At 70.0% G+C, this 13,930-nt stretch carries 15 protein-coding genes; 8 read left to right on the top strand and 7 right to left on the bottom strand.

All coding sequences use genetic code 11. The features are described from left to right. Window positions 1-39: 39 nt before the first annotated feature. The gene (locus OP04_RS00940) at window positions 40-2,328 is read left to right on the top strand and encodes an ATP-binding cassette domain-containing protein (protein ID WP_033337502.1); all 2,289 of its coding nucleotides are present in this window, start codon (window positions 40-42) and stop codon (window positions 2,326-2,328) included. 102 nt (window positions 2,329-2,430) lie between these two features. Here OP04_RS00940 and OP04_RS00935 read toward each other — a convergent pair whose 3' ends face one another. After that, window positions 2,431-3,399 carry a helix-turn-helix transcriptional regulator gene (locus OP04_RS00935; protein WP_051796890.1) on the bottom strand — a complete coding sequence of 323 codons (969 nt, stop codon included), beginning with the start codon at window positions 3,397-3,399 and terminating at the stop codon, window positions 2,431-2,433. A gap of 77 nt (window positions 3,400-3,476) precedes the next feature. On the opposite strand from OP04_RS00935, the gene OP04_RS00930 reads away from it, so the two are divergent. The 3 genes from OP04_RS00930 to OP04_RS00920 all read left to right on the top strand — a co-directional run bounded on the left by OP04_RS00930 (window position 3,477) and on the right by OP04_RS00920 (window position 5,470). Next, window positions 3,477-4,415 carry an ATP-binding cassette domain-containing protein gene (locus OP04_RS00930; protein WP_033337501.1) on the top strand — a complete coding sequence of 313 codons (939 nt, stop codon included), beginning with the start codon at window positions 3,477-3,479 and terminating at the stop codon, window positions 4,413-4,415. Continuing rightward, window positions 4,412-5,185, top strand: coding sequence for an ABC transporter permease (locus tag OP04_RS00925; RefSeq protein ID WP_033337500.1), 774 nt, complete (start codon window positions 4,412-4,414; stop codon window positions 5,183-5,185). The genes OP04_RS00930 and OP04_RS00925 overlap by 4 nt, the downstream gene beginning before the upstream one ends. Window positions 5,186-5,296: 111 nt before the next feature. Further along, a complete protein-coding gene (locus tag OP04_RS00920; protein ID WP_232323417.1) occupies window positions 5,297-5,470 on the top strand; it encodes a Flp family type IVb pilin in 174 nt (57 codons plus the stop codon). Between the two features lie 64 nt (window positions 5,471-5,534). On the opposite strand, the gene OP04_RS00915 is transcribed toward OP04_RS00920, so the two are convergent. After that, window positions 5,535-5,984 (bottom strand): Hsp20/alpha crystallin family protein, encoded by a 450-nt coding sequence (locus OP04_RS00915; protein ID WP_033337498.1) that lies wholly within the window; start codon window positions 5,982-5,984, stop codon window positions 5,535-5,537. 104 nt (window positions 5,985-6,088) lie between these two features. Between OP04_RS00915 and OP04_RS00910 the strand changes: the two genes are divergently transcribed. Then, entirely contained in the window at window positions 6,089-6,640 is a 552-nt protein-coding gene (locus OP04_RS00910) for a dihydrofolate reductase family protein (RefSeq protein ID WP_033337497.1), read from the top strand. Window positions 6,641-6,705: 65 nt separating this feature from the next. On the opposite strand, the gene OP04_RS00905 is transcribed toward OP04_RS00910, so the two are convergent. Genes OP04_RS00905 through OP04_RS00895 form a run of 3 tightly spaced genes read right to left on the bottom strand, consistent with a single transcriptional unit; the run spans window position 6,706 to window position 8,818 of the window. Beyond that, complete coding sequence (locus tag OP04_RS00905) at window positions 6,706-7,866, bottom strand: acyl-CoA dehydrogenase family protein (RefSeq protein ID WP_033337496.1); 1,161 nt, start codon at window positions 7,864-7,866, stop codon at window positions 6,706-6,708. Window positions 7,867-7,869: 3 nt separating this feature from the next. Then, window positions 7,870-8,235, bottom strand: a complete 366-nt coding sequence (locus OP04_RS00900; protein WP_033337495.1) for a DUF427 domain-containing protein — start codon at window positions 8,233-8,235, stop codon at window positions 7,870-7,872. 37 nt (window positions 8,236-8,272) lie between these two features. Next, entirely contained in the window at window positions 8,273-8,818 is a 546-nt protein-coding gene (locus OP04_RS00895; protein ID WP_456297617.1) for a DinB family protein, read from the bottom strand. 351 nt (window positions 8,819-9,169) lie between these two features. Here OP04_RS00895 and OP04_RS48300 point away from each other — a divergent pair, with 351 nt between their 5' ends. Continuing rightward, the gene (locus OP04_RS48300) at window positions 9,170-9,658 is read left to right on the top strand and encodes a DUF5753 domain-containing protein (protein WP_051796889.1); all 489 of its coding nucleotides are present in this window, start codon (window positions 9,170-9,172) and stop codon (window positions 9,656-9,658) included. A gap of 93 nt (window positions 9,659-9,751) precedes the next feature. Further along, a complete protein-coding gene (locus tag OP04_RS00885; protein ID WP_033337493.1) occupies window positions 9,752-9,940 on the top strand; it encodes a DUF397 domain-containing protein in 189 nt (62 codons plus the stop codon). A gap of 209 nt (window positions 9,941-10,149) precedes the next feature. Here OP04_RS00885 and OP04_RS00880 read toward each other — a convergent pair whose 3' ends face one another. Both OP04_RS00880 and OP04_RS48960 read right to left on the bottom strand, forming a co-directional pair. Continuing rightward, on the bottom strand, window positions 10,150-10,707 hold the full coding sequence (locus OP04_RS00880) for a TetR/AcrR family transcriptional regulator (protein ID WP_033337492.1): 558 nt from the start codon (window positions 10,705-10,707) through the stop codon (window positions 10,150-10,152). 660 nt (window positions 10,708-11,367) lie between these two features. Then, window positions 11,368-12,054 (bottom strand): alpha/beta fold hydrolase, encoded by a 687-nt coding sequence (locus OP04_RS48960; RefSeq protein ID WP_157239069.1) that lies wholly within the window; start codon window positions 12,052-12,054, stop codon window positions 11,368-11,370. A gap of 1,084 nt (window positions 12,055-13,138) precedes the next feature. Here OP04_RS48960 and OP04_RS00870 point away from each other — a divergent pair. Further along, the gene (locus OP04_RS00870; RefSeq protein WP_033337491.1) at window positions 13,139-13,903 is read left to right on the top strand and encodes a polyphosphate kinase 2 family protein; all 765 of its coding nucleotides are present in this window, start codon (window positions 13,139-13,141) and stop codon (window positions 13,901-13,903) included. The last annotated feature ends 27 nt before the right edge of the window (window positions 13,904-13,930 follow it).

Here is a 13,930-nt window from a genome sequence, read left to right as displayed (position 1 = left end):
TCAACCGTACTATGTACGGTACGTGGTACGCTCAAGCACGTGACCACAGCTGATTACGGCAACATCGAGGTCCGCGGCGCGCGGGAGAACAATCTTCGGGACGTCGACGTCGACATCCCGAAGCGGCGCATCACCGTCTTCACCGGCGTCTCCGGGTCCGGCAAGTCGTCGCTGGTCTTCGACACGATCGCGGCCGAGTCGCAGCGGCTGATCAACGAGACCTACCCGGCGTTCGTGCAGAGCCTGATGACCGGTTACGGCCAGCCGGATGCGGACTCGCTCGGCAATCTCTCCGCCGCGATCGTGGTGGACCAGAAGAAGATGGGCGGCAACTCGCGCTCGACCGTGGGCACGGCGACCGATGCGTACACCATGTTGCGCCTGCTCTTCGCGCGTCTGGGCAGTCCGCCGGTGGCGCACCCGATCGCGCTGTCGTTCAACGATCCGGCCGGCATGTGCCCGGCCTGCGAGGGCATCGGCGACGTCTCCGCGCTCGACGTCGACGAGCTCGTCGACCGGGAGAAGTCGCTCAACGACGGCGCGCTCACGCTGCCGCAGTTCGCGGTCGGGCAGTGGTACTGGAGCATTTTCGCCCAGTCCGGCTTCTTCGACCCGGACAAGAAGCTGCGCGACTACACCGAGGACGAGTGGGACACGCTGCTCCACCTGCCCGAGGCCAAGGTCAAGCTGACCATGCCGGGCGGCAGCACGATGAACTCGACCTACGAGGGCCTGCTGCCGAAGTTCCGCCGCCTGTTTCTCAGCAAGGATCTCGACTCGATGCAGCCGGCCGCGCGCGCGATCGTCGAGCGCATCGCCACCCGGTCCGCCTGCCCGTCCTGCGGTGGCGCCCGGTTGAACGAGGCCGCGCTGGCCTGCCGGATCAACGGGAGGAACATCGCGGAGTGCGCCGCGATGGAGGTCACCGACCTGGCCGAGTTCGTCCGGAAGTGCGACGACGGCACCATCACGCCGCTGGTCACCGCGCTCGCGGACCGGCTCGGCAACCTGGACCACATCGGCCTCGGCTACCTGAGCCTGGACCGGCGCTCGGCCACGCTCTCCGGTGGCGAGTCGCAGCGCGTGAAGATGGTCCGGCACCTGGGCTCCAGCCTGACCGACATCACGTACGTGTTCGACGAGCCGTCCACCGGCCTGCACCCGCACGACATCCACCGGCTCAACGAGCTGCTGGTCAGGCTGCGCGACAAGGGCAACACCGTGCTGGTGGTGGAGCACAAGGCCGCGGTGATCGGCATCGCGGACCACGTGATCGACATGGGCCCTGACGCGGGCAGCGGCGGCGGCTCCATCGTCTACCAGGGCGATCTCGACGGCCTGCGCACGTCCGGCACCGCCACCGGTCGCGCGCTGTCACAACAGGCCACGATCAAGGACAACCCCCGCGTGGGTACGGGCTGGCTGCGCATTTCCGAGGCCAGCACCCACAACCTGAAGAACGTCACCGTGGACCTCCCCACCGGCGCGCTGACCGTGGTCACGGGCGTGGCCGGCTCCGGCAAGAGTTCGCTGATCCACGGCTCGCTGCCGAAACTGCACCCGGATGCCGTGCTGCTGGACCAGTCCGCGATCAAGGGCTCCCGCCGGTCCACCCCGGCCACCTACACCGGCGTGCTGGAGCCGCTGCGCAAGGCGTTCGCCAAGGCCAACGGCGTGAACGCGGCGCTGTTCAGTGCGAACTCGGCCGGTGCCTGCCCGCGCTGCGGCGGCATCGGCCTGATCTACACGGACCTGGCGTTCATGGACCAGGTCGCCACGGTCTGTGAGGAATGCGACGGGAAACGCTTCATTCCCTCGGTCCTGGAGTACACGCTGCGTGGGAAGAACATCGCGGAGGTGCTGGCGATGCCGGTCGCGGAGGCGGTCGGATTCGTCACGGAGAAGGCCGCGAAGCCGGTGCTGGCCGCGATGGTGGACACCGGCCTCGGCTACCTCACGCTCGGCCAGTCGCTGGACACGCTCTCCGGCGGCGAGCGGCAACGTCTCCGCCTCGCGATCAAGCTTGCCGGCTCCGCCGGACAGAAGACCCCGCAGGTGTACGTGCTGGACGAGCCGACCACCGGCCTGCACCTGCGGGACGTGGCCCAGCTGAACACGCTGCTGGACCGGCTGGCCGCCGCGGGCCACACCGTGATCGTGATCGAGCACCACCTGGACGTGATCTGCCGCGCGGACTGGATCGTCGACCTGGGCCCCGGCGCCGGTCACGAGGGCGGCGAACTGGTCTTCGCCGGCCCGCCCGCGGACCTGATGAACGAGCCCCGCTCGGTCACCGGCGACTTCCTGCGCCGCCACCTGGCGGGCTGAGCCGGTGCCCACCCTCGTGCGGACCCGCGCGCCGCACCACGCGGGTGGGCGCGTGCCGCACCACGTCCCTGCGCGTCGCCCCCACCGTGACCGGGGTGTCTCTCAGGTCGTTCTGGCGACATGAGAGACGCCCTGATCACCGGAAGGGCCGCCGAGGTAGCGCTGCGCGAGGCGGTGCGCCGCCTCGCGCAGCTCCGGCGGGCCGACGATCTCCAGATCGGCGTCGAACATGCCCATCGTGGCCGCGAGACCGACCCAGGACCAGGAGCTGAGCGTCAGCCGGCAGCGGTCGTCGCCGAGCGGCTCGACCAGGTCGGTGTGCCGCACCCAGGGCACGATCGTGTGCGCGGGCGCGTGCAGGATCACGGTGCCGGTGCACGGCATCTCCGGCGCGGCAAACTTTGTCGCGATATAGGTAGAAATATCCGGGGCGGGCAGCGCACGAGGCGTGAAGCGCGGGCCGTTCGGCGTGCGCGGCATCAGCCGGTCCACGCGGAACGTGCGCCAGTCCTCCCGGTCGAGGTCCCAGCCGACCAGGTACCAGCGCCCGCCCCACATGACGAGGTGGTGCGGCTCGCAGCGGCGCGGCGCCTCCCGGTAGTCGAACCGCAGCACCTCACGGGCCCGGACCGCGCCGCCGACCGCGAGCAGCACGTCCGCGTCGACGCGCGGCCGCTCGACCGGGTGCTGGACGGACGTGACCTGCAGCGCGTCCACCCGGTGCCGCAGCCGGGCCGGCATCACCTGGCGCACGGTGGCGAGCGCGCGCAGCGACGCCTCCTCGATGCCGTCGACGCTGGTCGTGGCCGTCTGCAGCGCGACCGCGACGGCGACGGCCTGGTCGGCGTCGAAGAGCAGCGGCGGCAGGTCCGCGCCGGCGCCGAGCCGGTAGCCGCCCTCCGGGCCCTTGGTGGCCTGGACCGGGTAGCCGAGCTCGCGCAGCCGGTCCACGTCGCGGCGCACGGTCCGGCCGCTCACGCCGAGCCGGTCCGCGAGCGTGCCGCCCGGCCAGTCGCGGCGGGCCTGCAGCAGCGAGAGCAGTTTCAGCAGCCGTCCCGAGGTCTCCAGCATTCACCCACGATCGCACGGTTTTTAGGACAGGAGCTGTCCGCTTCTGCTGACAATCTCTGCGTGACGAAGGAGCGGTAATGATCCAGACAAAGGGCCTGACGAAGGACTTCGGCGCCGTGCATGCGGTCCGGGGGATCACACTCGCCATCGAGCCGGGCGAGCTGGTCGCGGTGCTCGGGCCGAACGGGGCCGGAAAGACCACGACCATGCGCATGCTGACCACGCTGATCGCGCCCACGTCCGGCAGCGCGGAGGTTGCCGGGCACGACGTGGTGCGGTCACCGGGCGAGGTGCGGCGGCGCATCGGGTACGTCGGGCAGGGCAACGGCGCCGGCCACCAGCACCGCGTCGCGGACGAGCTGCACAGCCAGGCGGCGATCTACGGGTTGTCGCGCGCGGACGCCCGTACCCGCGTGGGGTCTCTGGTCGAAGCTCTTGACCTTGGAGATCTCGTGAAGCGGAAGGTCTCCGAGCTGTCGGGCGGCCAGCGACGACGCCTCGACGTGGCGATGGGCCTGGTGCACGCGCCCGGCCTGCTGTTCCTGGACGAGCCGTCGACCGGGCTGGCCCCGCAGAACCGCGCGAACCTCTGGGAGCACATCCTGCGCATGCGCGCGGAGCACGACATGACGATCGTGCTGACCACGCACTATCTCGACGAGGCGGACTCGATGGCCGAGCGCGTGGTGATCGTGGATCAGGGCGAGGTGATCGCGGACGACACGGCTTCGTCGTTGAAGTCGAAACTGGCCGGCGACCGCGTGGCATTCTCGACGGGGTCCCCGTCCGACCTTGCCGCCATCGTGTCCCAACTGCCCGGATCATCCGAGGTCGAGGCCACGGACGGCGAGGTCCGGGCGCGCGTCGCGGACGGGCCGGTCGCGGTGGCCGAGGTGCTGCGGGCCGCGTTCGAGAAGGGGATCGCGGCCGGGAGCGCGCAGACGTTCCGGCCCACGCTCGACGACGTGTTCCTGTCCCTGACCGGCCGCAGCCTGCGCGAGGAGAACGCCAAATGACCACCCTGGCACGTGACACCCGGATCGTGTTCGTCCGCGAACTCAAGCCGATGATCCGCGACCCGTTCTCCGTCGTGTTCGGCCTGGTCCAGCCGCTGGTGTTCCTGGCGCTGTTCGGGCCGCTGCTGTCCGGCTCCGTGGGCTCGGCCGGGCCGGTCACCGCGGGTGGCACCGTGTGGCAGTGGTTCGTGCCGTCGATCCTGGTGATGACCGCGCTGTTCGGCACGTCCGCGGTCGGGTCGAACCTGCTTTACGAGTTCCAGACCGGCGCGCACGAGCGGATGCTGGTCACGCCGCTGTCCCGGTCGTCGCTGCTGATCGGCCGGTCGCTGAAGGAGATGGTGCCGCTCGCCGGGCAGGCCGTGCTGATCGTGGCCGTGATGGTCCCGTTCGGCTTCGACCTCTATCCGGCCGGTGCGCTGCTCGGGCTGGCGCTGCTCGCGGTCTTCGGCGTCGGGCTGGGGTCGCTCAGCTACGCGCTGGCGATCGCGGTCCGCAAGAACGAGTGGATGTTCTGGCTGGTCCAGCAGACGCTGCTGTTCCCGCTGATGATCCTCTCCGGGATGCTGCTGCCGCTGGAGTCCGGGCCGGGCTGGATGCAGGCGGCCTCGAGGGCGAACCCGCTGGCCTACGTGGTGGACGCGGAACGGGCGCTGTTCGCCGGCGACGTGGCGAGCCTGGACGCGCTGTGGGGTGCGGTGGCCGCGGGCGCGACGGCCGCGATCGGCCTGTTCGTGGGCATCCGGGCGATGCTGCGCTCCGCGGACTAACCGTTCTGCAACCGTCCGGGGGTTGAAGGGCGGGCCTGACGGCCGATGAGAGGGTACGGCGCACGGATGCGCCCGCCCCCGATCCGGAAGCAGGCCCCCATGATCCAACACGTGCGGACACTGATCCGCGAACGCGTGAAATCCGACCGTGGCGCCAGCGCCGTCGAATACGGCCTGCTGGCCGCGCTCATCGCGGTCGTGATCATCGGCGCGGTGACGCTGGTCGGCAGCAACCTGAGCGCCACGTTCAGCCATGTGGCGCCGGTGGTCTCGCCGTCCCCCTGATCCTCTTCGTTTGCAAGCGGAACGGCCGCGGAGTGTGCAGACTCCGCGGCCGTTCCGTGGTTATCTAGTTGGCCGGGGCGGCCTCGATCGCGGCCCGCGTGGCGGGCGTGACCGGGATGCGCCGGGGCTCACGGCCCGCGTAGGCGCCCGCGACCCGGACGCTCAGCACGCCCGCGTCGTAGGTGGCGGAGACCGCCTCGGACGTGACGTGCGACGGAAGGCCGAAGCTGCGGCGGAACGCGCCGTAGCGGACCTCGCGGAGGCTGCGGCCCTCGGTGCGCTCGTCCCGGCGCTCGCCGCTGACGGTCAGGCGACCGCCGTCGACCTCGACCGCGACGTCCTTCTCCACGTCGACGCCCGGCAGCTCCAGACGGACGACCGCGTCCTCGCCGTCGCGGAACACCTCCGCGGCCGGCGTGAAACCGGTCGTGGCGGTGGTGGTGCCAAAGGCGGTGCGGACCAACGCGTCGAACTCGGTGAACGGGTCCCGGCGGGTCCAGAGAACGTTGCTCATGTCAGCTCCCTTATCTGTGGGCTCTGCTGGAGATAACTTGAGCCTAACGCGCTCAATTCCACCGCGCGGGTGTGCCGCCGGACACAGACTGCGATCATGTCCGGATGAGACGTCTGACCTACTACGTGGCGACCAGCATCGACGGGTTCATCTCCGGGCCGGGCGGCGAGTTCGACTTCTTCCCGATGGCGGCGGACGTGCTGGGGTTCATCAACACGAAGTGGCCGGAGACCGTGCCCGGTCACTTCCGCGAGCAGGCCGGGCTGGCACACGCGCCGAACCAGCAGTTCGACACCGTGCTGATGGGCCGCGGGACGTACGAGATCGGTGACCCCAGCCCCTATGCCCACCTGCGGCAGATCGTCTTCTCCCGCACGCTGACCTCGCCGGACCCGGCCGTGGAGATCGCCACGGACCCGGTGGGGACCGTCCGGAAGCTCAAGCAGGAGGACGGGCTGGGCATCTGGCTCTGCGGCGGCGCGGACCTGGCCGGACAGCTGCTGCCGGAGATCGACGAGCTGATCGTGAAGCGCTACCCCGTGGTCGCGGGCACCGGCAAGCCGATGTTCGGCGCCGGTTTCACGCCGTCGTCGTTCACGATGGTGGAGAGCCGCGCGTTCGACTCGGGCGCCGTGGTGAGCACCTATGAGCGCTGAGCTGTCGGACCGCTTTCAGCGCTGAGCTCTTGGACCGCTTTCAGCGCTGAGCTGTCGGACCGCTTTCAGCGGTACGCAGCATGTCCCGTCAGCGCCTCGCCGATGACCAGCGTGTGGATCTCCGAGGTGCCCTCGTAGGTGAGCACGGACTCCAGGTTGTTGGCGTGGCGCAACGGCGAGTATTCGAGCGTGATGCCGCTGCCGCCGAGGATCGTCCGGCACTCCCGGGCGATCTCCAGCGCCGCGCGCACGTTGTTGAGCTTGCCGGCGCTGACCTGGTGCGGCTGCAGCCGGCCACCGTCCTTGAGCCGGCCCAGGTGCAGCGCGAGCAGCGCCGCCGTGCCCAGCGAGACGCCCATGTCCGCGAACTTCTGCTGCGTCAGCTGGAACGCCGCGATCGGCTTGCCGAACTGCACCCGCTCCCGCGCGTAGTCCAGCGCCACGGCCAGGCTGTCCCGCGCCGCGCCGACCGCGCCGAAACAGATGCCGAACCTGGCCTCGTTCAAGCAGCTCAGCGGCGCACGCAGGCCCTTCGCGCCGGGCAGCTGCGCGTCCGCGGGCAGGCGCACGTCGTCGAACGACAGCTCGGCCGTGATCGAGGCGCGCAGCGACAGCTTGTTCTTGATGGTGCGGGTGGTGAAGCCGGGCGTGCCGGCCGGGACCAGGAAGCCGCGGATGCCGTCCTCGGTCGCGGCCCAGACCGTGGCCACGTCCGCGATGCTGCCGTTCGTGATCCACATCTTGCCGCCGCGGAGCAGCCAGTCGTCGCCGTCGCGGATCGCGCGCGTGCGCATGTTCGCCGGGTCGGAGCCGAAGTCCGGCTCGGTCAGGCCGAAACAGCCGATCGCCTCGCCCGCGGCCATCCGCGGCAGCCAGCGCTGTTTCTGCTCCTCGGAGCCGTACCGATGAATCGAGTACATCGCCAGCGAGCCCTGCACGGAGACGAAGCTGCGCAGGCCGGAGTCGGCCGCCTCCAGCTCCAGGCAGGCCAGGCCGTAGGCGACCGCGCTGGTGCCGGCGCAGCCGTAACCGTCGAGGTGCATGCCGAGCAGCCCGAGGCGGCCCAGCTCCGGCGCGAGCTCGCGCGGGAACGTGCCGGCCTCGAACCACTCGGCCAGATGCGGTCGGACCCGGTCGGCGAGAAAACGCGCCACTGTCTCCTGGATCTGCCGCTCCTCGCCGGTCAGCAGGCCGGCGACGTCCAGCAGCTCCAGCGGGTCCCGCAACGGTCAGCCCTCTTCAATCGCGACGATCTCGACCTTGTCCGGGTAGAACGCGATGTGGCCGGCGATCGGGGCGACCGCGTCGTACGGCTCCGGGTAGTACCAGACCGCGTCCGCCAGGTCGCCCTCGGCCGTGCGGATCGTGTAGTAGGACGCCTGCCCCTTGTACGGGCAGGTGGTGTGCGTGTCCGTCGACACCAGCACGGACTCGTCCGCGTCGGTCAGCGGAATGTAGTAGACCACCGGGTAGGACGCCTCCTGCAGCGCGAGCGCCGAGGTCGTGTCCGCAATGATCTTCTCGCCCGCGCGCACGACGACGCGCGCCTTGGCCGGCTCCACCGTGATCGGGTGGTCGGGACCCGGGATCTTCATGTCTCGGGCCTCCCTTCTGCTCTTGTCGCTCGCCAGCTTATCGGGCCCGATAGAGATCCCGGAGCAGCGCGATCTCCGCGCCGTGGTGGATCACCTCACGGTGGATGTGCAGCACCAGCGCCGCCATGGTCAGCTCCGGATACGGCTCCGCCTCCCCGCACGCCCTGGCCAGCCCGTCCTCCCCGAGGCTCCGCACGCCGGCGATCCACGCGTCGTACTGCGCGTCGAGCTGGTCGAGCGCGCGCTGTGCCGTACCCGCGTAGTCATGGCTGTAGTAATCGACCGCCGGACCGCCGAAGTGACTGGCGACGCGCGCCCCGAACACGCCGACGATCAGGTGCCCGAGCCGCCAGGCGATCGTGGTCACCGGCTCCGGCTCCGGCTGCGGGAACTCGAAGTCGATCACGAACTCCCCGGCGCCACCCGCCATCTTCGTGACGCTGGTCCCGCGGCGGCGCACATTCCAGCACCCGTCCACCGGCTCCCAGAAGTACTCCTCGTCGCTCAGCCCCGCGAAACGCGCCCTGAGCTGATGCTCCCAATGCCACGTGAGCTGCTCGGACAGCTCGTGATTCCACGCCACGGTCATAACCCCACACCCTCCCACAGGGGTACGACGTGCGCCCTTCAAAGCGGAGGCCCCGGCCCACTGCGGGAAACCGGGCCGGGGCCTCCGCGGGTTCTGCACGTCTGCCGCCTTCTGGGTCGAGGCACACCCACGCCGAAGATCACCAGCAGCGACGTGGGCGGCACTGACGGCAAGGTCGGCGGGGTGACTACCCTGTCTGCAACAGTCCCGGCTGTGAATTCACGTTTCATGTTTTCCCTGCCACGGTGAGCCCCGCGGGCATGTCACAGACGGGCCGCACCGGATGTCACGAACAGACGGGCAAAGGAGACCAAGTCCAAGGGCTGATGGCACACGTACGACAACGTGATCACCGCCTGGCTCGATCTCTACCTCGGCATGGAGGCCGCAGCATCGACGCTGCGGCAATACGCGCCCGCACTCATCCCGGGGCTGCTCCAGACACCGGAATACGCCACGGCGATTCTCAGTCTCAGAGCCGGCGTCACCCCGACGGAGACCGAACAGCGTGTGCGCCTTCGTATGGACAGGCAGCGCCTCTTCACCCGCCGCGCCCCCAAGCCGCCGACGATGCAGGTGCGCCTCGACGAAGGCGTGCTACGACGGCCGATCGCCGACCGGGCAGCATGGGCCCGCCAGTTGGCCCATCTGGTGAACGTCCAACAGAAACACGACGTCTCGGTGCGCGTGATTCCGCATCAGGCCGGGCCGCACGAGGCGACCAGCGCGGGACCGTTCGTCGTCCTCGAGTTTCCCGGTCGCGGGGCCCGCGCACCGGAGCCCACGACCGTCTATTGCCGGCGCGCTGTACCTCGATCAAGCGGACGAGATTGAGGCATACCTCGACACGTGGAACACGGTCGCCGCACGCGCGCTGGACCGGGACACATCGGACGACCTGATCGGCGAGATCATCAAGGAGCACACGTGATCGACCTGACTGGCGCGATCTGGCGCAAGAGCACCCGCAGCAAAGCCGCGGGCGAATGCGTCGAGGTCGCCGGCAACCTGCCCGGCGCCGTCGCGATCCGGGACAGCAAGGATCCGGATGGGTCGGTGCTTGTGGTGAGCGCGGCCGCGTTCCGCGCGTTCGCCGGGAGCGTGGGCGGGCGGTAGGAGGCTTTCTGTCGTACCCCCGTGGCTGGTTCTTTCGCGGTGAGCACGCATATCTGGAACCGCACGTGTGGCGGGAGTAGTGACGGCTGCCGGGCCTCGGTGCGGTTGATGCGCGCACATCCCGGGCGCGCTGCGCCCGATATTTCGGTAAATAGCAGCCCCCGACGGCGCAGGCTGCAGCCGCTCGCCGGGCCGGCACACCGTCGCCGTCAGCGCGTGGGGGCGATGCCGCGGGTGGCCAGGGCGATGAGGCGTTCGGCCGTGGCGGGGTCGTCGTTCGCGATCGCGGCCACGCCGTTGACCAGCGCCATCAGGTCGTCGGCAGAGACCGCGGGGTCGACGGCGCCGTCCGCGATCGCGGGGGTGAGCAGGCTGTTCGTAGCGTCGACGACCAGGGTGTGGCAGGAGTCGGCGTTCGGTACCGAGCCGTCCGCGGTGGGGAACAGGGCGGCAGCGAGTCCGCGGGTCGCCGCGATGTAGGCCGCCGCCTCACCGAGCCAGCGGGTGAGCGCGTCGTACGGCGCGGCCTCCGCGGCCAGCACGGGCGCGCGCCGGGCCAGCGCCTCGATACGGTCGTGGAAGACCGCGCTCAACAACTCCTGCCGCCCCGCGAAGTGCCGGTGCAGGGTGGCCGAACCGACGCCGGCCTCCCGCGCGATCTGCTCCAGCGAGGCGTTCGCGCCGTCCCGGTCCACGATCCGCGCCGCGGCCTCGATCAGCAGGTCGCGATTGCGTTGTTTGTCCGCGCGGGGCCGGGCGCTCTGCACTGTTCCTCCGGGTGGGGTGCCATGCCGGGCCGCCGCTTCAACCAGCCGGGAATCCGGAAACGGGGTGGCCCACCACCAGCAGGATATCCCTCCGCCTCCGGCGGCCGCGGTCGCGTGACCGGCAGGAAAGCCGCGCCCCGGTCATCACGGCGTGCCCACCGCGCACGGGAGCCCGGTCCGCCGGTCCCACACGCGTCACGTCCTTGGCCGCCGCCGACGAAGCGCATCCCCGCCCGCGAAGCACACCCACGCGCAGCACACCCGCGCGTGCGCAGCACACCCGCGTGCAGCGCATCCGCGCGTGCGCAGCACACCCGCGTGCAGCGCATCCGCGCGTGCGCAGCACACCCGCGTGCAGCGCATCCGGCGTGCGCGACACATCCCCGCCTGCATAGAACACCCTGCCTGCACAGCACACCCCCGCGTGCACAGCGCTCCCCGCCCGCGCAGCGCATCCGGCATGCGCGACACATCCCCGCCTGCGCAGAGCGCCCTGCCTGTGCAGAGCACCCTGTGTGCGCAGCACACCCGCGCTTGCGCAGCACACCCCGCCCGCGCAACACCCTGCCCGCGCAACACATCAACGCCGGCGGGGCACATCCCCGCCTGCGGCGAAGAACGTCGTGAACGGAGATCGCCGGAGCTGTTCCGGCAGGCGGATCACGGCCGTTGCGCGGGATCGACATCTGCCGATGGTGCCAGTTCTTCGACGAAGGACGTGGCCGCGGCGGCGACCAGCGGCCCGGCCGTGGTGACCGCGTTGTGGGCGGCGCCGGGGATCGTGACCATGCGAGCCGAGGTCAGGCGCGCGACCAGCGAGGCCCAGGGCTCCGGGGCGATCGTGTCGTTCTCACCGCGCAGGACCAGTACCGGCACGGTGATCAGCGGGAGCCGCCGCTCGATCCGGTACCGCACACTGCGCCGCAACGTACCCGCGATCCGCACCGGCCCGGCCGCCAGACTCCCGGACAGCACGATCGGCAACTGACGCAGATCCTCGTGCCGGAAGTCGCGCACCAGCCGCCACGCCTGCCCGATCATGGTCGCCGCCGCCGGATCCGCCATCGGCCCCAGCAACACCAGCGCACTCACCAGATCCGGCCGCCGAATCGCCAGCTCCACCCCCACCTGGCACCCGAACGACCCGCCCAGCACCCGCGCACCTCGCAGCCCTTCCGCATCCATCCAGGCCGCGATCACCTCCGCGTGCTCCCCCGCCCCGAACGCCCGACGCGGCCCTCGCGAACGCCCGAACCCAGGCAGATCCGGCACGTGTACGCCCCCGCCCAGCGCCTCCGCCGTCGGCATCAGATACCGGTGGGAGACCGCAAGCCCGTGCAACAGCACCCAGGGCACCCCGCTCGGCTCACCCTCCCGGCCGCACACATGCAACCGCCTGCCCGCCACCTGCGGAAACCGGCTGACAAACCCGCCCGCGACCGTCACCACTCCCCCGTGCCCGCCTTCCCCACCCACCAAACGACCCACTCGGACACGCACATCGACCAATCCCTTGATCACCGATCCAGAAGACTCGAACGATCATCCGCGACAGATACGTGAGCCACCTTACGAGCCGCCCATAAGGTGGCCCACGTATCTGTCACCCAAGACCGCGCAGCAACCTCGCCTCTGCCATCCCAAGACCACGCGACAGCTCGCCGAAATATGCCGAAATATCGGATGCAATGCTCCCGGGCACGCCCGACCGCCGGGCACGTTCGACCGCCGGACACACCGAGCCGCCGGACACACCGAGCCGCCGGGCCGCCAGACACGCCAGGCCGCCAGGCCGCCAGGCCGCCAGGCCGCCAGGCCGCCAGGCCGCCAGGCCGCCAGGCCGCCAGGCCGCCAGGCCGCCAGACACACCGGATACACCGGATACACCGGATACGCCGGCCGCCGGATACGCCGGGCAAAGCGGAAAGCGGGCACTTCGTGCCCGAAATTTCGCGATATAGCAGCTCGGGAGTCGTTTACGGATCATTGGGTGCCGCAAAAACCAGGTCAACTAGGGCCAGGGACCTGGTTTTTGCGGCACCCAATGATCCACTAGGCAAGGTGCCTGCCGCGTCACGTCAGGCACGCGTCACACCAGGGTCGCAATAACACGAAATATCGGGTGCGGAGCGCCCGAGAAGCGAGCCTCAGCAGTCTCCGCGCTGCTTTATCGTGAAATTTCGGGCATGGTGCCGCTGGAGCGAGCACAGGCTGAGGCGAGCACAGGCTGAGGCCAGCACAGGCTGAGGCCAGCACAGGCTGAAGTGACCGCAGGCTGAGGCCAGCACAGGCTGAGGCCAGCACAGGCTGAGGCCAGCACAGGCTGAGGCCAGCACAGGCTGAAGTGACCGCAGGCTGGAGCGAGCCCGCGCGAGTGGGGAGATGTCGTCCCGGGCAGGTTCAGGTGAGCGGCAGTGCGAGGATGGCGGGTATGAGGACGCGCCTGTCGCAGGTCGATCTGTCGGTCCGGCTGTCGAAGCGGGAAGGGCTGGAGCGGCTGGAGGCCGCGCAGCAACGGCTGCTGAGGCTGCGGCTGTTGCTGGGCGGGCAGCTCGGGGAGCAGACGATCGGGCCGCCGCTGTGTGTGGTGTTCGAGGGCTGGGATGCGAGCGGCAAGGGTGGCGCGATCAAGCGGCTGGTGGCGCCGCTGGACCCGCGGCACGTGCGAGTCTCCCAGTTCGCCGCCCCGACATATGACGAAAAAAGGCATCATTTCCTCAAGCGCTTCTGGGCGGTGCTGCCCGGCTGGGGCGGGATGACCGTGCTCGACCGTTCCTGGTACGGACGCGTGCTCGTCGAGCGCGTGGAAGGCTTCGCCACCACGGAGCAGTGGTCACGCGCCTATCAGGAGATCGTCGAGTTCGAGCGCACCCTGTCCGCCGAGGGCATGATCCTGATCAAGTTCTGGATGCACGTCTCCCCCGATGAGCAGCTCAAGCGCTTCCAGGACCGGTCCGCCGACCCGCTGCGCACGTGGAAGCTCACCGACGAGGACTGGCGCAACCGTGACCGCCGCGACGATTACGAGACCGCGATCGAGGACATGCTGGACAAGACCGACAAGAAGCGCGCCCGCTGGCACGTGATCGCCGGCGACAACAAGGCCTACGCGCGCGTCGCCGTCCTCGAGCAGGTCTGCCACACGATCGAGCATGCGCTCACGGCCTGCGGTTACAACCTCAAGGACGCCGATTAGGTACGCCTTCCCGGCCGGCCTGGAGGG

Source organism: Catenuloplanes japonicus (genome assembly GCF_000717135.1).
Classification (GTDB): domain Bacteria; phylum Actinomycetota; class Actinomycetes; order Mycobacteriales; family Micromonosporaceae; genus Catenuloplanes; species Catenuloplanes japonicus.
This window is presented reverse-complemented; position numbering and strand designations above follow the sequence as displayed.

Coding starts and splice junctions, on each gene's coding strand:
- OP04_RS00935 (WP_051796890.1), bottom strand. CDS start 3,399: ATGCTGGAGACCTCGGGACGGCTGCTGAAACTGCTCTCGCTGCTGCAG.
- OP04_RS00930 (WP_033337501.1), top strand. CDS start 3,477: ATGATCCAGACAAAGGGCCTGACGAAGGACTTCGGCGCCGTGCATGCG.
- OP04_RS00925 (WP_033337500.1), top strand. CDS start 4,412: ATGACCACCCTGGCACGTGACACCCGGATCGTGTTCGTCCGCGAACTC.
- OP04_RS00915 (WP_033337498.1), bottom strand. CDS start 5,984: ATGAGCAACGTTCTCTGGACCCGCCGGGACCCGTTCACCGAGTTCGAC.
- OP04_RS00910 (WP_033337497.1), top strand. CDS start 6,089: ATGAGACGTCTGACCTACTACGTGGCGACCAGCATCGACGGGTTCATC.
- OP04_RS00900 (WP_033337495.1), bottom strand. CDS start 8,235: ATGAAGATCCCGGGTCCCGACCACCCGATCACGGTGGAGCCGGCCAAG.
- OP04_RS00870 (WP_033337491.1), top strand. CDS start 13,139: ATGAGGACGCGCCTGTCGCAGGTCGATCTGTCGGTCCGGCTGTCGAAG.